This is a genomic window from Reichenbachiella sp. 5M10, assembly GCF_002742335.1.
GTDB lineage: Bacteria > Bacteroidota > Bacteroidia > Cytophagales > Cyclobacteriaceae > Reichenbachiella.
In genome coordinates, this window is record NZ_MDGR01000007.1 from 3,619,708 (window position 1) to 3,638,400 (window position 18,693).

At 43.2% G+C, this 18,693-nt stretch carries 20 protein-coding genes; 13 read left to right on the forward strand and 7 right to left on the reverse strand.

What is annotated here, in order from left to right:
- Positions 1–8: 8 nt before the first annotated feature.
- Genes BFP72_RS14500 through rsfS form a run of 4 tightly spaced genes read right to left on the reverse strand, consistent with a single transcriptional unit; the run spans position 9 to position 4,124 of the window.
- Entirely contained in the window at positions 9–782 is a 774-nt protein-coding gene (locus BFP72_RS14500) for a hypothetical protein (protein ID WP_143520087.1), read from the reverse strand.
- A 35-nt stretch (positions 783–817) separates the two neighbouring features.
- Positions 818–1,570 (reverse strand): UDP-2,3-diacylglucosamine diphosphatase, encoded by a 753-nt coding sequence (locus BFP72_RS14505; protein WP_099599823.1) that lies wholly within the window; start codon positions 1,568–1,570, stop codon positions 818–820.
- A 35-nt stretch (positions 1,571–1,605) separates the two neighbouring features.
- A complete protein-coding gene (gene ftsH / locus BFP72_RS14510; RefSeq protein ID WP_099599824.1) occupies positions 1,606–3,702 on the reverse strand; it encodes an ATP-dependent zinc metalloprotease FtsH in 2,097 nt (698 codons plus the stop codon).
- A 53-nt stretch (positions 3,703–3,755) separates the two neighbouring features.
- Positions 3,756–4,124, reverse strand: a complete 369-nt coding sequence (gene rsfS / locus BFP72_RS14515; RefSeq protein ID WP_099599825.1) for a ribosome silencing factor — start codon at positions 4,122–4,124, stop codon at positions 3,756–3,758.
- Positions 4,125–4,163: 39 nt separating this feature from the next.
- On the opposite strand from rsfS, the gene BFP72_RS14520 reads away from it, so the two are divergent.
- The 6 genes from BFP72_RS14520 to nadD all read left to right on the forward strand — a co-directional run bounded on the left by BFP72_RS14520 (position 4,164) and on the right by nadD (position 8,472).
- The gene (locus BFP72_RS14520) at positions 4,164–4,919 is read left to right on the forward strand and encodes a biotin--[acetyl-CoA-carboxylase] ligase (RefSeq protein ID WP_158233422.1); all 756 of its coding nucleotides are present in this window, start codon (positions 4,164–4,166) and stop codon (positions 4,917–4,919) included.
- 96 nt (positions 4,920–5,015) lie between these two features.
- Positions 5,016–6,317 (forward strand): adenosylhomocysteinase, encoded by a 1,302-nt coding sequence (ahcY, locus tag BFP72_RS14525; protein ID WP_099599827.1) that lies wholly within the window; start codon positions 5,016–5,018, stop codon positions 6,315–6,317.
- A gap of 127 nt (positions 6,318–6,444) precedes the next feature.
- Positions 6,445–7,029, forward strand: coding sequence for a sigma-70 family RNA polymerase sigma factor (locus BFP72_RS14530; RefSeq protein WP_099599828.1), 585 nt, complete (start codon positions 6,445–6,447; stop codon positions 7,027–7,029).
- Between the two features lie 7 nt (positions 7,030–7,036).
- A complete protein-coding gene (locus BFP72_RS14535) occupies positions 7,037–7,315 on the forward strand; it encodes a hypothetical protein (RefSeq protein ID WP_143520089.1) in 279 nt (92 codons plus the stop codon).
- 3 nt (positions 7,316–7,318) lie between these two features.
- Complete coding sequence (gmk, locus tag BFP72_RS14540; RefSeq protein ID WP_099599830.1) at positions 7,319–7,891, forward strand: guanylate kinase; 573 nt, start codon at positions 7,319–7,321, stop codon at positions 7,889–7,891.
- Positions 7,888–8,472: a nicotinate (nicotinamide) nucleotide adenylyltransferase gene (nadD, locus tag BFP72_RS14545; RefSeq protein WP_099599831.1), complete on the forward strand. Its 585-nt coding sequence runs from the start codon at positions 7,888–7,890 to the stop codon at positions 8,470–8,472. The genes gmk and nadD overlap by 4 nt, the downstream gene beginning before the upstream one ends.
- Here nadD and frr read toward each other — a convergent pair.
- The 3 genes from frr to BFP72_RS14560 all read right to left on the reverse strand — a co-directional run bounded on the left by frr (position 8,469) and on the right by BFP72_RS14560 (position 10,492).
- On the reverse strand, positions 8,469–9,038 hold the full coding sequence (frr, locus tag BFP72_RS14550; RefSeq protein ID WP_099599832.1) for a ribosome recycling factor: 570 nt from the start codon (positions 9,036–9,038) through the stop codon (positions 8,469–8,471). The genes nadD and frr overlap by 4 nt on opposite strands.
- 35 nt (positions 9,039–9,073) lie before the next feature.
- Positions 9,074–9,778, reverse strand: a complete 705-nt coding sequence (gene pyrH / locus BFP72_RS14555; RefSeq protein WP_099599833.1) for a UMP kinase — start codon at positions 9,776–9,778, stop codon at positions 9,074–9,076.
- 249 nt (positions 9,779–10,027) lie between these two features.
- Positions 10,028–10,492, reverse strand: a complete 465-nt coding sequence (locus BFP72_RS14560; RefSeq protein WP_099599834.1) for an Lrp/AsnC ligand binding domain-containing protein — start codon at positions 10,490–10,492, stop codon at positions 10,028–10,030.
- A gap of 461 nt (positions 10,493–10,953) precedes the next feature.
- On the opposite strand from BFP72_RS14560, the gene BFP72_RS14565 reads away from it, so the two are divergent.
- The 7 genes from BFP72_RS14565 to BFP72_RS14595 all read left to right on the forward strand — a co-directional run bounded on the left by BFP72_RS14565 (position 10,954) and on the right by BFP72_RS14595 (position 18,693).
- A complete protein-coding gene (locus BFP72_RS14565) occupies positions 10,954–12,645 on the forward strand; it encodes an AMP-binding protein (RefSeq protein WP_369824127.1) in 1,692 nt (563 codons plus the stop codon).
- Between the two features lie 77 nt (positions 12,646–12,722).
- On the forward strand, positions 12,723–13,670 hold the full coding sequence (locus BFP72_RS14570; RefSeq protein WP_099599835.1) for a DUF3078 domain-containing protein: 948 nt from the start codon (positions 12,723–12,725) through the stop codon (positions 13,668–13,670).
- Between the two features lie 53 nt (positions 13,671–13,723).
- Positions 13,724–14,602, forward strand: a complete 879-nt coding sequence (locus tag BFP72_RS14575) for a diacylglycerol kinase family protein (protein WP_099599836.1) — start codon at positions 13,724–13,726, stop codon at positions 14,600–14,602.
- Between the two features lie 47 nt (positions 14,603–14,649).
- A complete protein-coding gene (locus tag BFP72_RS14580) occupies positions 14,650–15,327 on the forward strand; it encodes a hypothetical protein (RefSeq protein ID WP_099599837.1) in 678 nt (225 codons plus the stop codon).
- 7 nt (positions 15,328–15,334) lie between these two features.
- Positions 15,335–15,910: a YqaA family protein gene (locus tag BFP72_RS14585; RefSeq protein WP_099599838.1), complete on the forward strand. Its 576-nt coding sequence runs from the start codon at positions 15,335–15,337 to the stop codon at positions 15,908–15,910.
- Between the two features lie 76 nt (positions 15,911–15,986).
- On the forward strand, positions 15,987–17,765 hold the full coding sequence (gene typA / locus BFP72_RS14590; RefSeq protein WP_099599839.1) for a translational GTPase TypA: 1,779 nt from the start codon (positions 15,987–15,989) through the stop codon (positions 17,763–17,765).
- Positions 17,766–17,994: 229 nt separating this feature from the next.
- Positions 17,995–18,693 carry a hypothetical protein gene (locus tag BFP72_RS14595; RefSeq protein ID WP_143520090.1) on the forward strand — a complete coding sequence of 233 codons (699 nt, stop codon included), beginning with the start codon at positions 17,995–17,997 and terminating at the stop codon, positions 18,691–18,693.

Genomic DNA, 18,693 nt, shown 5'->3' on the forward strand with positions numbered 1-18,693 from the left:
CAATCACCTCAATTATGACCGCTAAGATACTGATATATCCTGAATCCCTTGACGTCAAAAACATATAGCCTGTCGCCAAAATACCTCACTCCCAATCCTCTCTCCTTTGGCATCTCTATTTGTCGCGTTCTGAAGGTATACAAATTAGTAAAAAGTAACTTGTCGTACTGCATACAGTAGATTTCATCCTTAAAAAAACCCCAACTAGATACTTCATCAAACAACATTGTATTCAGATAGTTTCCCAAATTATCAAACACAAGTACTCCTTGGCTAGCATCCATAAGATAGGTTCTGTTCTGGTGATTTTTGAGTTCTTCTATTTGTGCTGTATTCTGGTTGAGGATCTTCCCTAAACTTTTCACTTCCACAAGCGCACTCCGCCTAGGATCGAAGAGTTTCAATGAAAAATCATGCATATCTACCAACCATATGTTTTGCTGCATATCTGGAGCAATATCTGACACATAGCCGATCCCAAAATCGGAAAAAAGATACCGAACTGGTTCAGACAAATATCGATTAAGTATGATGACCTCTTGAAAATCACGATAAAAAAGATACACCCTAAACTGACTATTGAAATCTACTTGATGCACTTTGTTACTGAGTCTAGGAGAGTACTCGAGCATCAATTGTCCATTTGCATCAAATTTCGCTAGATCTCCATTGCTTCTCGTCACGTATACCTCTCCTCGATTGTTCAAGTCAAAGCGGTCCACATCCAGCCATTCAACTCTCTTCTCCAACCTCCATTGCGCATACGCCCACTGTGTGCACATCAACAATCCGATCATAAGACCCCATCCCCTCATCATCATCCCTCAAACGTCAGCAACTCCAAGTTCTCTCCATCAAATCGCGCATAAGTAGATCGAGTAATCCAATCTCCTAAATTGCAATATATAGCGCCCTCCAGGTCTTGAAGTCGATCTATGTGACAATCCCCATACATGTAAAAATCATGTGGTGATAGCGCCTGTAAACCCTCACTGTATCGGATCAAGTGAGCATCATCATTTTGCCCTTCCTTTTCTTTTCTGCTACGCCCCGACCATGCATTGGCCAAGGCGACTCCCACATCAGGGTGCAACCACGAAAAAAGCCACTGGCAGAATGGGTTGGTAAACACCTTTTTTATTAACCTAAATTTCTTGTCTGCAGGATCTAGCCCATCACCATGCGCTATATGAAAATACTTACCATTGATCTGAACATCTTGAGCAGTAGCGTAGATAATTGCACTCACTTGCTCCTTTAGGTAATCCTTGATCCATAAGTCATGATTGCCTATAAAAACGACTATCTGCACCCCTCTATCAGATAACTCTGCCAATTTGCCCAAAAAACGAACATACCCTTTGGGTACGACATGACGGTACTCGAACCAAAAATCGAACAGGTCTCCTACCAAAAACAATACCCCCGCATCCTTGGCAATCTCATCAAGCCATCGGACGATTCGTTTCTCTCTCATCATAGACAGCTCCATACTAGGAGCTCCCAAATGAAAATCACTCGCAAAATAAGCTTTCTGACCCTTGGGGAGTGTAAAGTAGTTTTGTTGCATCAAAAAAATTGGGACTTAAAGTCCCAATTTAATATTTAGTTTTCTTTATCCGTCGTAGATTCTTCCAAATCCTTCGGGGAGTCTGGAGAGTCCTCTTGCTCCACCTCCGTTTTGATTGTCGACTTCAACTCCTCTAGGTCCTTCTCATTCTTCTTCTCTTGCACTCCCTTGGTCTCTAGATCCCCATTGGTAAATGCTTGATAATTGGTTTCCCCCTCAAAAGGTCTCTTACCAATCAAAGTCTCCAGATCAGCCTGAAAAATAATCTCCTTCTCAAGAAGAGCTTGAGCGATACGCTCCAGCTCCACCTTCTTGTCAATCAGGAGAGCTTTGGTACGGCCGTACGCTTTGTCCACAATTGACTTAACTTCCTTATCTATCTTCTCAGCAGTCGCATCCGAATATGGCTTATTGAAATTGTACTCCGACTGTTTCGAATCATAAAATGACAAATTACCGATGGCATCATTCATACCGTATACAGTGACTATACTATACGCCATCTTGGTAATTCGCTCTAGATCACTCAAAGCCCCCGTAGAAATCTTACCAAAAATTATTTCCTCTGCAGCTCTACCACCCAGTGCCATACACATCTCGTCCAACAACTGTTCGGTCTGATACAAATACTGCTCTTTGGGCAAATACTGTGCATACCCCAAAGCCGCTAACCCTCTCGGCACGATACTTACTTTGACCAATGGATCAGCATGCTCCAAAAACCAACCAGCCACAGCGTGACCTGCTTCATGATAAGCTACTATCTTCTTCTCCTCAGGAGAGATGATCTTGCTTTTCTTCTCCAGTCCTCCAATCACACGGTCAATAGCATCTTGAAAATCTTTCGCATCCACTGCTTTTTTATCCTTACGCGCAGCAATCAGCGCAGCTTCATTACACACGTTAGCGATTTCTGCTCCCGCAAACCCTGGTGTTTGAGCAGCCAATTTTCTCGAATCAATATCCTTATCAACCTTGATCGGCCCCAAATGCACTTTAAATATAGCATCTCTACCGATGATATCAGGTTTGTCTATACTGATCTGACGATCAAAACGCCCTGGTCTCAACAACGCCGAATCCAACACGTCAGGCCTGTTGGTAGCAGCCAATATAATCACTCCCGAATCTGTCGAAAAACCATCCATCTCCACAAGTAGTGAATTCAAGGTATTTTCTCTTTCATCGTTAGAACCTGGCATCTGTCCCTTGCCACGAGATCTACCAATCGCATCAATCTCATCGATAAACACGATACAAGGAGCCTTTTCTTTGGCCTGCTTAAACAAGTCTCTAACCCGAGCAGCCCCTACCCCCACAAACATCTCCACGAAATCAGAGCCAGAAAGTGTAAAGAAAGGCACTCCTGCCTCCCCAGCTACGGCCTTCGCCAACAAAGTCTTACCTGTACCTGGAGGGCCGACAAGCAAAGCTCCCTTTGGAATCTTACCTCCTAGTTTAGTGAATTTCGTTGGCGTCTTGAGAAAGTCTACAATTTCCTTCACCTCTTCCTTTGCCTCATCGAGACCTGCGACGTTTCCAAAAGTAATCTTCACCTTGTTTTCTGCATCGAACAAAGCAGCTTTAGATTTCCCAATATTGAAAATCTGCCCCCCAGGACCTCCTCCTCCTGTCATTCTACGCATCAACAACCAAAACCCTAGTATGATAATGATGAAGAACCCAGAATTAAGAAATATGTTGGTATAATCTGATTTTTCGTCCACATAATACTCATACTGCGGTCCATCCTTGAGTTGAGCATCCAAAGCATTTTTCTTCTGTACGAAAATATCCTTGCTTTCTATTTTGAAATAATACTGCGGACCGGACGAAGACATCCCCAAATTGTTTTGGTGTTCGAGATCTAGCTTGTACTTGCTATTTTCCAACGCCTCCTCCTTGAGTTGTACATCTACTATGTTTTGATTCCCGATTAGGGTTACCTTTTGCACATCATTGCTGAGCACCATTTCCTCAAACTTTCTAAAGGAAATCTCCTTTGCAGAATTATTGTTCGAAAAATATGAAATCCCAAAGATGAAAGTCATCAACCCAATAATCACCCATATCTGGTAATTGGGCTTGTTTGGTTGAGTCGCAGTATTCTTATTTTTTGGTTTATCCGCCATTCTAATTTTTTCTTAAAAACTCTCTTGATTACGTTCTGATACAACTTAAGTTATTATTCGACTTTACTGACCACTGCATCCCCCCACAGTTTCTCTAGGGAATAAAACTCTCTACGGTCTTTTCTAAAGATATGAACCACTACATCTGCATAATCCAGTAGAATCCACTCTTTATTTTCTCTACCTTCTTTATGCCAAGGGTCAATTTTCAAGGATTTGTAAACTTCCTCTTCTACAGATTGGGCGATTGAATCCAGGTGGGTATCAGAATTACCTGAGCAAATTACGAAATATTTGGCAACCGAATTGGAGATTTCTCTCAAATCCATGACAACAATGTCAGAAGCCTTTATTTCTTGCATTCCTTGTACCACTACCTGCTCCAGATTTTCAGATTTCTGGACATCCTTTACTTCTGTCATATATTGTATCTAATTTTGCACAAAATTAATCAAATAATATTGCATAAATTCTTTGCCAAACCTCATAAACTGGGTAAAAAAGTCCTCTTTCTGCCACAATGTCACTCTACCAACGAGATCGCCCTCTCTTTGGTCAACAATGGACACGGCACAGAAGGCACCACGATCCTCACCGATGACCAAACTAAAGGCAAGGGACAACGAGGCAATCTCTGGCACTCTCAAGCAGGAAAAAACCTGACATTTTCCTTTATACTACAGCCAACGTTCATCCCACTTGTTGCACAATTTGATCTCCACCTCATGGTGTCGTTGGCCGTCTACGATACTCTTGCACAAATCTTGGACGATCGTTTGACTATCAAATGGCCAAACGACCTCTACTACAACAATCAAAAAATCGGAGGTATTCTCATCGAAAATTCCGTACGTGGCACACAAATCGCGCACTCAGTTGTTGGTATTGGCATCAACGTCAATCAAGACACTTTTGATCCTCCACTCAATGCTACCAGCCTCAAAATAATCATGGAAAAAGAACACTCCATCGATGATTTGGCAGAAACAATCCTTCTCCATACAGAGAAATACTACGACCTTATCCGTGAACCCAAGCACACCCTGCGCCAGAGCTATGAAAAACATCTTTATCAAATTCATCAGTTAAAGCGCTATCAAGCGGATGGAGAAGTTTTCTCTGGAGAGATTCGTGGGGTGAGCCCACACGGACAACTTCGAATCGAACAACAAGGAAACTATCGACTCTTTCATTTCAAAGAAGTTAGTTTTTTATAAAAATGGCGATCACACGGTGACTTTGGCTACAACCAAAGGCTTTAAGTTTCAAGCAATTCACGTAACTTTGCACTCTCAATCTGAAAATATAGAATAATGATAGATTCACAACTAAAGAACAAAGTAAAGGACATCAGTCTAGCTGACTGGGGGAGAAAAGAAATCAAACTTGCTGAAGCTGAGATGCCAGGCCTCATGTCCCTTAGAGAAGAGTACGGCGCTAGCCAGCCTTTGAAAGGTGCTAGAATTGCCGGCTGCCTTCACATGACCATCCAAACTGCTGTATTGATCGAAACATTAATCGAATTGGGCGCTGAGGTAACTTGGTCTTCATGTAACATTTTTTCCACACAAGATCATGCTGCAGCTGCCATTGCAAAAGCTGACATTCCTGTTTTCGCATGGAAAGGGATGAACGAAGAAGAGTTTGACTGGTGCATTGAGCAAACTCTTTTTGCATTCGAAGGAGGCAAGCCTCTCAATATGATTCTAGACGATGGAGGTGACTTGACCAACATGGTGCTAGACAGATACCCTGAACTGGTCAAAGACATCAAAGGATTGTCAGAAGAAACCACCACTGGAGTACATAGACTCCAAGAGAGAGAAGCCAAAGGCACACTACCTATGCCGGCAATCAATGTCAACGACTCTGTGACCAAGTCTAAATTTGACAACAAATATGGATGTAAGGAATCACTCGTAGATGCAATCAGACGTGCCACGGACGTCATGATGGCTGGAAAAGTAGCTGTAGTAGCAGGATACGGTGACGTAGGAAAAGGCTCTGCTGCCTCACTAAGAGGAGCTGGCGCACGAGTCATTGTCACAGAAATCGACCCAATATGCGCACTCCAAGCTGCAATGGATGGTTTTGCTGTGAAGAAAATGGATGATGCAGTCAAAGAGGGTGACATCATCGTCACCACTACGGGCAACAAAGACATCATCGTAGACCGTCATTTCAAAGCAATGAAGGACAAAGCGATCGTATGTAACATCGGTCACTTTGACAATGAAATCGACGTATCATGGCTCAACAGCAATGCGACCAAGGATGAAATCAAGCCTCAAGTAGACCTATACACACTCGATGGCAAAGAGATTGTCCTCTTAGCAGAAGGTCGTTTGGTCAACTTGGGATGTGCTACTGGTCACCCATCATTCGTAATGTCCAACTCGTTTACCAACCAAACTTTGGCTCAACTGGAACTATGGACAAACACAGATGCGTACGAAAATAAAGTATATATGCTGCCTAAGCACCTCGATGAGAAAGTAGCTAAACTACACCTCGCTAAAATTGGTGTAGAGTTAGATGTACTTTCTGAAGAGCAAGCAGAATACATAGGTGTAACTGTAGAAGGCCCCTACAAGCCTGAGTACTACAGATACTAAAATTCACTCTCAGAAAACCTGAAGCCTCACCCTCTCGGTGAGGCTTTTCTTATTATTAGTACCTAAACCCAACAACCTATTGCATAGGTATTCGTTTGGTTGTTGAAACAGATATCCGTACCTCCGAATGGAAGAACAAACTGAGAAGAAGCAGCACAATGACCGTGAGAAACAACGGATCTTCGACGAGGAGTTCATGCCACACCTTGGTGCACTCTACAACTTCGCCTACAAACTCACCTATGACGAGGATGATTCCAAAGACCTAGTACAGGACACCTTCATGAAATCCTTTCGGTTCATTGATTCTTTCCAAGAAGGAACTAATGCCAAAGCATGGCTGTTTAGAATTCTAAAAAACAGTTTCATCAATGAATTTAGAAAAAAGAGCAAACAACCCTCCAAAGTCGATTACCAAGAGGTAGAAGGCTACTATAATTCGGAAGGAACAGAAAAACCCAGTGTCACCACGGATCTACGCGTAGACACTGTCAAAAACATGATGGGCGATGAGGTCACCAACGCGCTCAACAGCTTAGACGTAGATTTCAAAACGGTCATTTTCCTATGTGATCTCGAAGGCTTCACCTATGAGGAAATGTCAAAAATACTCGACATTCCGATCGGCACAGTACGATCTCGTATACACAGAGCAAGGAATTTGCTAAAGGAAAGGCTTGCGCAATACGCAGCTAGTATGGGCTACAAATAATAGAACCGTGGGGATAAAAAAAACATTCAACAACTTAAAATACCGTGCCGGCATGGGCAATTGCTCTGAGTACATAGATTTGATTCACGATGTGGTTGACAATCAATCCACCCCTGCACAAGAAGAATATTTGAGAAGGCATCTCAAATTGTGTTTAAAATGCCTAGATGAACTAAATTTGGAAAAAGAATTGAAAAAAGCGATTCAGCTCAAGCTTGTCAATCAGGAAGTCCCTGCTGGACTCGCCGAATCCATCAAAAACAAAATCCAAAAGTCTAGCTCATAATCCATGCACGAAGGTAAAGCCATCATTTTTTCAGCACCCTCTGGTTCTGGCAAAACTACTATAGTCAAACATCTCCTATCCAAGCTCCCAGAACTCGCTTTTAGTATTTCCGCTTCGACGCGAGACAAAAGAGGTCGTAGTGAAACCCACGGCAAAGACTACCATTTCCTCACGCCAGATGAATTCAAAACCAAGATCGATAACAACGAGTTCATAGAATGGGAAGAAGTCTATGAAGGCAACTTTTATGGCACACTCAAGTCCGAAATCGACAGAATATGGAAAAGTGGCAAACATGTCATATTTGATGTAGATGTCAAAGGAGGACTGAATCTCAAACAATACTTTGGAGACAAAGCTCTCGCGATTTTTGTCAAGGTGACGGATATCGAAACGCTATCCGAACGGCTCAAAGACCGAGGCACAGAAGATGAACAAAGTTTGTCCCGAAGATTGTTCAAAGCAAAATTTGAAATGTCTTTCGAAGACAAATTTGACACCACGATCGTCAATGAAGTCCTCGAGACCTCCTTTGCGGAAAGCGAAAAAATAGTTTCAGAATTCCTAAACTCATGAGCAAATCTACGGTCGTCGGGTTGTTTTTCGGATCCTTCAACCCCATCCATATAGGGCACATGATCATTGCTCAGGCCATTATCGATTCGGGCTCTGTCGACGAACTATGGTTTGTAGTCAGTCCACAGAACCCGTTCAAAAAAAGCAAATCACTTCTACACGAGTTTGATCGATACGACATGGTGCAAGCAGCCATACAAGACCAGCCCAAGATGAAAGTGTCAGATGTTGAATTTGGAATGCCTAAACCTAATTATACCGTAAAAACCTTAGCTGTACTAGCCGAAAAGCACCCTGACAAACAGTTTAAACTCATCATGGGAGAGGACAATCTGACACACTTTCACAAATGGAAGAATTACGAGAGCATCCTCGCATACCATAGTTTGCTCATCTATCCAAGGCCCAATGCACGCGCGCCCAAAATTGACCTGCAAGACAAAATAGAAATGATCAAAGCACCTATGCTTCACATATCGGCGACATTCATCCGAGAGGCCATAGAAAAGGGCCACTCGATCAAATATCTAGTAGCCCCTGAAGTTGAATTCTTTATTAAGAGTAAAAATCTTTACTCTTAGATCGTCATGATGTCTTTTTCTTTCGCTTCGATGAGTGCATCGATTTTCAGTACATGACTGTCCGTTATTTTCTGTACTTCGGCCTCAGCGTCTTTGACAGAATCCTCTGACACTCCTTCCACACCGTCTTTCAATAGTTTCTTCAAAGAATCGTTCGTGTCCTTTCTTACGTTTCGGATACTGACTTTTCCATTTTCGCCCTCTCCTTTGGCTTGTTTGACGAGGTCTCTACGGCGGTCCTCTGTCAATGGAGGGATATTGATACGAATCTGCTCCCCGTCATTCTGAGGATTAAGACCTAGATCACTATTGATGATGGCACGTTCGATATTTGAAATGACATTTTTTTCCCAAGGCTTGATCGCGAGTGTTCGTGCATCTGGAGTGGTAATAGAGGCTACCTGTGTGATAGGAGTCGGGCTACCATAGTACTCCACCATCAATCCATCCAGCATGGTTGGCGCTGCCTTCCCTGCTCGAATTTTGGTCAACTCATGCTGACAATGACTGACAGATTTATCCATTAGCTCTTTAGCCTCTTCCAAAAACATTTCTATCTCTTCCATGTCTTACTATTTTTATGATTGAGTATTTCTATAAATTAGGAAATCAAAGTCCCCACGTCTTTGCCTTGCACGATATCAAACAAATTACCTTCTTTGTTCATGTCAAACACAATAATTGGCAGTTTGTTTTCTTGACACAAAGTGAATGCAGTCATATCCATCACATTGAGTCCCTTTTCGTACACTTCTTGAAACGAAATTTCAGTATACCGTGTAGCAGAGGGATCTTTTTCGGGATCAGCAGTATACACACCATCTACGCGTGTACCTTTGAGTACTACGTCTGCTTCTACTTCGATAGCTCTCAAACTAGCCGTAGAGTCAGTAGTAAAATATGGGTTTCCGATTCCTGCACCGAAAATCACAATCCGCCCCTTCTCTAGATGTCGCACAGCTCTTCGCTTGATGAACGGCTCGCACACCTCTTCGATCTTGATACCAGACATGAGTCGTGTATACATACCTGCTTTCTCTAAAGCAGATTGCAACGCCATTGCATTGATGACAGTGGCCAACATCCCCATGTAGTCCCCTTGTACCCGATCGATCCCAGAACTCTCAGCTTGCACACCTCTAAAGATGTTGCCGCCCCCGATCACAATAGCAATCTCTACTCCAGTTTCTTGGATTTTTTGGATGTCCTCGACATATTGTTCCAATCTTGAAGCATCTATCCCGTACTGTTTATCACCCATCAGGGCCTCTCCACTTAGCTTCAATAATATTCTTTTATACTTCATCTGCAGGTATTATTACTATTTGTTTTTCAAACCTCACAAATATAGAATGGATTTCGTCATCATTTAAAATATCGATCATATTTTGGCGTCTACAATACCACACGCCTACTACTTTCTGGAGCAACTCCTAGTTCATCCAAAATCCATAATACAGGTATCGCTCCCCACGCTCGGCATGGCCCCTACACAAAAAAGCACCCTAAACTCAACTAGGGTGCTCTTAAACATGATTTCATCACTGCATGACTACTATCCCAACTGAATCGGGCGGCTCATACTCTCATCCAAAGAGATGAAAGTTTCTGTCCTATCTATACCGTCTACTTTCTGGATCTTATCATGAAGTACTTCTCTGAGGTGATTAGTATCTCTACAATGAATCTTAATGAATATATTGTAATTGCCCGTCGTGTAATGTATCCGTACGACCTCAGGAATCCCCTGCAGTTTCTCGACCACCGAGTCATACAAAGAGCTCTTTTGCAAATAAATCCCCAAAAAACAAGTCACATCGAACCCTAGTTTAGAGTAATCCAACTGAAGTGTTGTACCTTTGACCACTCCCATCTCCTCGAGTTTTTTCATTCGGACATGGACTGTACCTCCAGAGACGTACACCTTTTTAGCTATCTCCGTATATGGAGTTTTAGCGTCAATCATCAGATGAGACAAGATTTTCAAATCCACTTCATCAATTTCATAATTTTTCGCCATGATTCACAAGTCGTTTTATTAAATACTCAACAATTATAATCATTTATTAGGACACACATAAATATGTGAATGTTTTTATGAAAAATTTTTAATATTCCGACGAGTTGCTATAAATTTGTAATCACAAAGGGAAAAGAAAGACGTTCTTTTTCTTCTTTTGACACAATGTAGGGTGATGAAACAGGCAGCCATGCCCCCCTGTCTCGGGGGTGGAGATAAAGGATAAATCACATCTCGTGACTAACTGCTCCGTGGAGGTTCGAATCCTTCTCCTACAGCTATCATTTTTGGGTTAATGTTGTTTAATGAAAGAGTCTGGTTCTACCAGACTTTTTTCATTTTACCCCATCTGACCATACTCCCCTCCTTTTTCACTCCTCATTCTTTGTCTATTCGGTTTTCTATCCTCATCTTTATTGGTGAGATTTATCAAAAGAAGATCGCTCTCAGAAGACAACAACATGACTATGAAAAATGCGCCTTGGTTCAAACAGTATCCTAAAGGAATCCCTCACGAAATAGATGCCGACATCTATTCGTCTCTCGTCGATCTACTCGACACTGGCTTCAAAAAATATGCAAATCGTCCGGCCATGGAAAATATGGGCAAAGCAATGACCTACGCAGAGCTCGAAGAACAAACCAACCACATGGCAAGCTATTTCCAAAACCAGACCAATCTTCGAAAAGGAGACCGGATAGCTCTCCAAATGCCCAACCTGCTCCAATACCCTGTGGTCATGTTTGCGGCACTTAAATGCGGCTTGACAGTTGTCAACATCAACCCGCTATATACAGCCGCCGAAATGAAACATCAAATCAATGATGCAGGAGCTAGAGCCATTGTCATCTTAGAAAACTTTGCCTTCAATCTTGAATCCATCTTGCCTGAGACCAAAATAGATCTTGTCATCACGACACAGATAGGTGACTTATTTGGAGGACTAAAAAAAATCCTCACCAATTTCGTAGTGAAGCGAATTAAAAAAATGGTTCCTAGTTTCCATTTACCAAAAGCGGTAAAATTCAACACAGCCATGAAACTGGGAGCATCTACCCCTTTCTCTCCAGTCGCAATAGACGGAGAGGACCTTGCGTTTCTTCAATATACAGGAGGCACAACAGGCGTATCCAAAGGTGCTATGCTCACACACCGCAACCTAGTCGCTAACCTTGAGCAAGTCAGTGGCTGGCTAGAAGTCTGTCTCGAGCATGGCAAAGAAATCGTCATCACTCCCTTGCCACTTTACCACATATTCGCTCTTACAAGCAATTGCTTCACGATGTTCAAGTTCGGAGCACACAACGTCTTGATCACCAACCCTCGTGATCTAGATACCTTCACCAAAGAGGTAAGCAAACACCAATTCACCATAATGACTGGAGTCAATACCTTATTCAACAGTCTTGTCAACCACGAAGGTTTTCAAAAACTCGACTTCAGCAAACTCAAAGTAGCACTCGGTGGAGGCATGGCTGTCCAAAAATCTGTCGCTGAAAAATGGATGCAAGTCACTGGATCACCACTGACCGAAGGATATGGGCTCACAGAAACCTCTCCCGTACTCACTGTCAATCCTATGGATGGTAGTCATAGATCAGGAACAATCGGTGTCCCAATGCCTAGTACCGACATCAAACTGGTCAACGAAAAAGGTGAAGAGGTAGGATTCAACGAACCTGGCGAACTCTATGCTCGTGGGCCGCAAATAATGAAAGGCTACTGGAATCAACCCGAAGAGACGGCCAATGTCATGGAAGGAGAATGGTTCAAGACAGGAGATATAGCCACTTTGGATGAAGACGGTTTCCTCAAAATCGTCGACCGAAAAAAGGAAATGATATTGGTATCTGGCTTCAATGTCTATCCCAACGAAGTAGAAGAAGCCATCGCAGCACACCCCAAAGTCCTTGAAGTAGGAGCGATAGGAGTGCCTAACTCACGATCTACTGAAGTAGTCAAGGTATTCATCGTCAAAAAAGATGATTCGCTCACCGAAGAAGAAATACAGGAGTTTGCTCGGCAAACACTCACCGCCTACAAATGTCCCCGACACATCGAATTCTGCACAGAGCTACCCAAATCCAACGTAGGAAAAATACTCCGCAGAGTACTCAAAGAGAATGACGCCAAAAACAATAGCTACGATTAATTAACAATCAGAAAACAATCGTTTTGAGATTTTGAGCTAATTTAGCGGTCTATTTATCGAAATTAAAAAATCAACTTATGAAAAAATTAATACTCATAGTATTGGTTTTGGGCCCACTATTTTCAATGGCTCAATCAGACACTACATATTGGAACAAAGGAGGAAGCGTCGGAATCAATGCCAACCAAGCTTCATTGACCAACTGGTCTGCAGGAGGTGTCAATTCTTATGCAGGTGGTGCTTACTTTTATCAGTTCTTTGACTATAAAAAAGAATCCATCGTATGGACTAGTACCATCGACATGGGGTTTGGATTCATCAAAGAGGCTCAAGCTGACGCCCAAAAAGCGGACGACAGACTCGTGCTAACATCTCAAGTCGGAAAAAAAATTGGCAGTAGTGAAAAGTGGTACTACAGCGGCATGCTTGACTTCAGAACTCAATTTGCATATGGGTACGACGCGGATGCTCCAGATGATAGCGACTACATTTCCAAATTTATGGCACCAGGATATCTACTCGCTTCGGTAGGAGTAGATTATAGGCCAACCGATTACTTTCATGTCGCCATAGGCCCTTTGGCAAGCAAGATGACATTTGTCATGGATCAAAGACTTGCTGACCTTGGCAGTTTTGGTGTAGAAGGTGCGACTTTGGACACCAACGGCAACCTTGTCGAAGGTACTGGCAATCAATTCAGAGGGGAGTTTGGGGCAACACTTACAGCCTCATTCAACAAAGAGATCTTCAAAAACACCACCTTTGTTTCCAACTTGATCTTGTTCACCAATTACCTAGACAACCCCGAAAAAATTGACGTCAACTGGGAAAACATCCTTACCCTGAAAGTCAACGACTTCTTGTCGGCTATGGTTTACTTACAAACTATCTACGATTACGACATCAAATTTTACGACCTAGATGCCAATGGCGAACAGATCCTATCTACGGAGACCGACAAATGGCAATTTAAAAGTATCATAGGTATCGGTTTAGGATACACCTTTGGAGGAACTAGAGGATAAAGCAACAAAATAAAAAAGGCCAGTATGACTGGCCTTTTTTATTTTCAAATACCATGTCCACAAAAAAGAAAATCCTCTTCATCGCCAACCCCATTTCAGGGTCGGGTCACAAAATCGATTTCCACAACGCTATCTCTCAAAACCTCGACACGAGTCGATTCGACTGGTCACTCTACTATACCACCGCTCGTGGAGATGCCACTCGCCGTGCTCAAGAGGCTTCTAACGGAACCTATCATGCCGTCATCGCTATAGGTGGAGACGGCACGATCAACGAAGTAGCCCAAGGACTCGTCTACACGGACACCTGTATGGGTATCATCCCCAATGGCTCAGGAAATGGCCTATCCAAACATCTCCGAATCTCCAACGACATCCCAGCAGCCATCACTCAGCTCAACCATGCCACGCCTCAACTCATCGATACTGGCTGGTTCAACGACCAACTCTTCCTCAATGTCGCTGGCATTGGGTTTGATGCACAAGTCGCACACGCCTTCGATACCTTCGGCAAACGAGGTCTGTTTTCCTACATTCTCCTCTCCATCAAAGAGTTTGGCCAATTTTCTCCAAGCACATGTAAAATAAAGGTCGATGGCAAAAAACTGAAAGCAAAAGCCTTCATCCTGACCATAGCCAACGGTAGCCAGTATGGCAACAATGCTTACATCGCCCCAAAAGCGCAAGTTACTGACGGATACCTTGACCTAGTCGTCATTGAGCCTCTCCGGTTTTGGCAATGGATCACCTTCCCTATCCAGCTTTTTGGCAAATCCTTAGACACGACCTCTCGCTATCGCTTTGCCAAAGGAAAAAAAATCACCATCAAATCGAAATACACCAAAGCTCAACTAGACGGAGAGCCCATTCAAGCGGCTGACAAAAACCACATAGAAATAAAACCAAAATCACTAAAGATGCTTATTCCTTAAATCTGCTCCTTTCAAATCCCTAGATTACTCTATATCTTAGACTCTGTATGAAAATCGACTTAATCGAGATATGGGAATTCATGGAGATCGCTCCCGCACCACAAGGTCCCGCGCAAGGCAAACACTGGCAATATGAGTTGGTAGCAGGTGACATACGCATCCCCAATCTTAGTACTGCCGATATTCTCATACTCAAAGAAGCCAACCTGTATGACACAGAACTATTGCCCTCAATTTTCACCTTTCGGGAAATATTGTGGCAACCCAACGTCTACCCACAGCCTTCTCTGTGCATTCCTCAGCTCAACATACTGAAAGTCTTTTGCGAAGAATACATCGCCGATCAAGAAGAAAATGAAAAAGCATGGTTTTATACACACCTAATGCAGGGGCTCAGCCGGTACTGCAATCGAGCCATTGAGCGGATCAACGAATCCAAAGAAACCGATGACGTTCGGATTGCCTCTATTTTAGGAGAGCTCCGAAAACAAGCTTTTCCCGTGATCAAATTTTTCATCTCTCATCCACTCAACCACAGCGGTCATCAAACAGATGCACTCCATCGGCTAAACTATGCCGTCAAGATCATGCTAACCCAATACAACAGCCACTACCAAGACCTCCTAGACCCCTACTGGAACATCACCATCACAGACTCAGGCACTGTCACTCCCTCGGACAAAACCACAGAAACCACCCCTATCTCTCAAGCCGCAGCTCAATAATCACCCCATGAACGACTCCAACAATAAATACCGCTATCTCGTCTCCAACCTCACCAAGGGATTGCTATGGTTGGCGGTCATTCTCATCCTGTTTTTGACTGTCAAGTGGTACTTTGAAGACTGGTATATCGGGCTCATGCAAGAACTGTCCGACAAACCTCTGTTGATCTTCGCTACATTCATCTGCTCAGAAGTATTTTTCGGAATCGTCCCTCCTGAGCTTTTTATGATCTGGGCTCTCAATCAAGGTGGGCTCCAACATTATATCTTCTTCACCACGATCCTCGCGATCATTTCCTATGTCGCAGGTATGCTTGGGTACTTTATTGGGAGGCAGTTTAGTCATTTCAAGCTTTACGAACAGTTCAAAAAACGAATGGGAGAAAAACTAGAACCCAATGTTCAGCGCTTCGGAGGCTTCATGATCTTCATTGCGGCAGTCACCCCCATCCCCTACTCTGCCATATGCATGCTCGCTGGAGCCGCTCATTACCACTGGGGCAGATTTGTACTCATCGGCATCTCGCGCTTGCTCAGATTCGCAGTATACGCCTATATTATCTGGCACGTGGACAAGATTTAATAGCTAATTAACTTCGCACTATTTAGTTGTCAAATATTCCACGTAACTTTGCGCCAAATTTCTAAGAAAAGAAAGAATGACTGAGATAAGGAATGTAGCAATTATTGCACACGTTGACCATGGCAAAACTACATTGGTTGATAAAATCATCTATGCTGCGCAAGCAAACGATGCAAAAAGATCACAGGACAACAACGACTTGATCCTGGACTCCAATGATCTTGAAAAAGAGCGTGGTATCACCATCCTCTCCAAAAACGTATCTGTAAACTACAAAGGAACGAAAATCAACATCATCGATACTCCTGGTCACGCCGATTTCGGAGGTGAAGTAGAGCGTGTATTGAGTATGGCAGATGGAGTAATCCTATTGGTAGATGCGTTTGAAGGCGCCATGCCTCAAACTAGATTTGTATTGAGCAAAGCATTGGCCATCGGTTTGACTCCTATCGTAGTAGTCAACAAAGTAGACAAAGAAAACTGTCGTCCAGACGAGGTACACGAGGAAGTATTCGACTTGATGTTCAACCTTGAAGCAACAGAAGAGCAACTGGACTTTCAAACCCTCTACGGGTCCTCTAAAAATGGCTGGATGAGCCATGATTGGAAAAACGAAACAGACAACCTAGAGCCACTACTCGATACGATCATCAAAGTGATCCCTGCTCCCGAGCAAAGAGAAGGTGTATTGAGAATGAAAATCACTTCATTGGACTTCTCATCATTCACAGGACGTATCGCCATCGGTAGAATCCACCAAGGGTCTATCGCAGTAGGTCAAAGCTTGGGCTTGACCAAAAGTGACGGAACAGTAAAAAGGGTCAGAATCAAAGAATTGCACGTATTCGAAGGGTTAGGCAAACGAAGTGTAGAATCTGTACAATGCGGAGACCTTTGTGCTGTGACAGGAATCGACGATTTCGAAATCGGTGACACCATCACTGACTTTGACAACCCAGAGCCAATGGAAAGAGTAGGTGTAGATGAACCTACGATGAACATGCTCTTCACCATCAACAACTCTCCATTCTTTGGAAAAGAAGGTAAATTCGTCACCTCTCGTCACTTGAGAGATCGTCTGATGAAAGAAACCGAAAAGAATTTGGCACTGAGAGTACATTCTACAGACAGTGAAGACAAGTTTTTGGTCTATGGACGTGGTGTACTGCACTTGTCTGTATTGATCGAGACGATGAGAAGAGAAGGCTATGAGCTACAAGTAGGTCAGCCACAGGTGATATTCAAAGAAATCGATGGTGTCAAATGTGAACCTATCGAGCACTTGGTCATCGATGTACCAGAAGAAACTTCAGGTAAAGCAATCGAGCTTGTCACCAAAAGAAAAGGTGAGCTGACTATCATGGAACCAAAAGGTGACGTACAACATTTGGAGTTCAACATTCCTGCACGTGGATTGATCGGCTTGAGAAATCAGGTTTTGACAGCTACAGCGGGTGAGGCCATCATGACACACAGGTTCAGCTCATACGAACCCTACAAAGGAGACATTGCAGGTAGACAAAATGGCTCTTTGGTATCAATGGAGATGGGTGCGGGCACCGCCTACTCTATCGACAAGCTACAAGACAGAGGTATCTTCTTCGTAGATCCAGGAGAGGAACTATACATCGGTCAGGTCATCGGTGAACACTCTAGAGCCAATGATCTAGCAGTCAATATCCAAAAAGGTAAAAAACTCACCAACATGAGAACCTCGGGTACGGACAACAATGCCAAGATTATCCCTGCCAAAAAATTCTCTCTGGAAGAAGCACTGGAATACATCAATGAGGATGAATACGTAGAGGTAACTCCTGCGTCGCTCCGTATGAGAAAAATAAACTTCAAGGCCTAACAGCCGTAGAAACATCAAGACAAGGTCAAAAACGAAAAGGCAACTCAGCAATGAGTTGCTTTTTTTATTACCAAGAAGTACAGAAACAAGGCTTTCCTCTATGGATAGTCACATCGATCTCCAGCCAGCACTGACTACACGCATACTTTATCTCAATTATTACACGAATCTCCCTACTACTTGTTAATTTCACAGCATCTATTATCATCAAAACTATAAAAGTCCATACATGCTTTTATTTGACCAAAGAATACGAAAAAGATCTCTACTCCATCTTGCCATAGCCGTTCTTGCACTGAGTTTGTACTCCTGTACACCTGCTATCGTCTCATGGACCAACCCAGCCTACAAACCTCATAAATTCAAGAAAATTGTCGTATTTGGGATGTTCCAAAGGCTCGACACTCGCTTGGCCTTTGAGGAAGAAGTTGTAGACGCACTCCTCGCACAAGGCTACACCGCTGCGCATGGGATGACCCTCATCCCTCCGAGCTACGAAGTATCCTCTCAGGAAGACATGGAACGCATCATCAAGAAAGAAAATTTTGATTTGGTCATCATGGCCAGCAATATTGATCAAAAAGAACAAGTGCAGTACCACGAAAATTACAACGGACCTTACGCATATGGTGCTTATGGTCCTTATGGAGGGTACGACATGTACAACTACTACAACTATCGCTATGGGTACGACGTGTACTACGGCGGCTATGGGTACGGCTGGCAAAACTCAGGTTACTATACCGAATACACAGAGTACCTCATCGAATGCCAGCTCTATGACCTCAGTCCAGGCATAGACCCTGCACAGTCTGCCATCTGGACTGGACAATCGCAAATCAGCGAATCCTCCAACATCAGAACTCTGGCTCGCAGATATGCCAACTTACTAATCAAGAATCTACAAAAAGAAAGCATTTTAAATTAA

Excerpts from the sequence above, each read along its gene's own strand:
- BFP72_RS14565 (WP_369824127.1), top strand. The coding sequence starts at position 10,954 with ATGACTATGAAAAATGCGCCTTGGTTCAAACAGTATCCTAAAGGAATC.
- ahcY (WP_099599827.1), top strand. The coding sequence starts at position 5,016 with ATGATAGATTCACAACTAAAGAACAAAGTAAAGGACATCAGTCTAGCT.
- BFP72_RS14505 (WP_099599823.1), bottom strand. The coding sequence starts at position 1,570 with ATGCAACAAAACTACTTTACACTCCCCAAGGGTCAGAAAGCTTATTTT.
- ftsH (WP_099599824.1), bottom strand. The coding sequence starts at position 3,702 with ATGGCGGATAAACCAAAAAATAAGAATACTGCGACTCAACCAAACAAG.
- BFP72_RS14500 (WP_143520087.1), bottom strand. The coding sequence starts at position 782 with ATGTGCACACAGTGGGCGTATGCGCAATGGAGGTTGGAGAAGAGAGTT.
- gmk (WP_099599830.1), top strand. The coding sequence starts at position 7,319 with ATGCACGAAGGTAAAGCCATCATTTTTTCAGCACCCTCTGGTTCTGGC.
- BFP72_RS14530 (WP_099599828.1), top strand. The coding sequence starts at position 6,445 with ATGGAAGAACAAACTGAGAAGAAGCAGCACAATGACCGTGAGAAACAA.
- BFP72_RS14580 (WP_099599837.1), top strand. The coding sequence starts at position 14,650 with ATGAAAATCGACTTAATCGAGATATGGGAATTCATGGAGATCGCTCCC.
- nadD (WP_099599831.1), top strand. The coding sequence starts at position 7,888 with ATGAGCAAATCTACGGTCGTCGGGTTGTTTTTCGGATCCTTCAACCCC.
- BFP72_RS14570 (WP_099599835.1), top strand. The coding sequence starts at position 12,723 with ATGAAAAAATTAATACTCATAGTATTGGTTTTGGGCCCACTATTTTCA.
- BFP72_RS14575 (WP_099599836.1), top strand. The coding sequence starts at position 13,724 with ATGTCCACAAAAAAGAAAATCCTCTTCATCGCCAACCCCATTTCAGGG.
- BFP72_RS14560 (WP_099599834.1), bottom strand. The coding sequence starts at position 10,492 with ATGGCGAAAAATTATGAAATTGATGAAGTGGATTTGAAAATCTTGTCT.
- rsfS (WP_099599825.1), bottom strand. The coding sequence starts at position 4,124 with ATGACAGAAGTAAAGGATGTCCAGAAATCTGAAAATCTGGAGCAGGTA.
- BFP72_RS14595 (WP_143520090.1), top strand. The coding sequence starts at position 17,995 with ATGCTTTTATTTGACCAAAGAATACGAAAAAGATCTCTACTCCATCTT.
- frr (WP_099599832.1), bottom strand. The coding sequence starts at position 9,038 with ATGGAAGAGATAGAAATGTTTTTGGAAGAGGCTAAAGAGCTAATGGAT.
- BFP72_RS14585 (WP_099599838.1), top strand. The coding sequence starts at position 15,335 with ATGAACGACTCCAACAATAAATACCGCTATCTCGTCTCCAACCTCACC.
- typA (WP_099599839.1), top strand. The coding sequence starts at position 15,987 with ATGACTGAGATAAGGAATGTAGCAATTATTGCACACGTTGACCATGGC.
- pyrH (WP_099599833.1), bottom strand. The coding sequence starts at position 9,778 with ATGAAGTATAAAAGAATATTATTGAAGCTAAGTGGAGAGGCCCTGATG.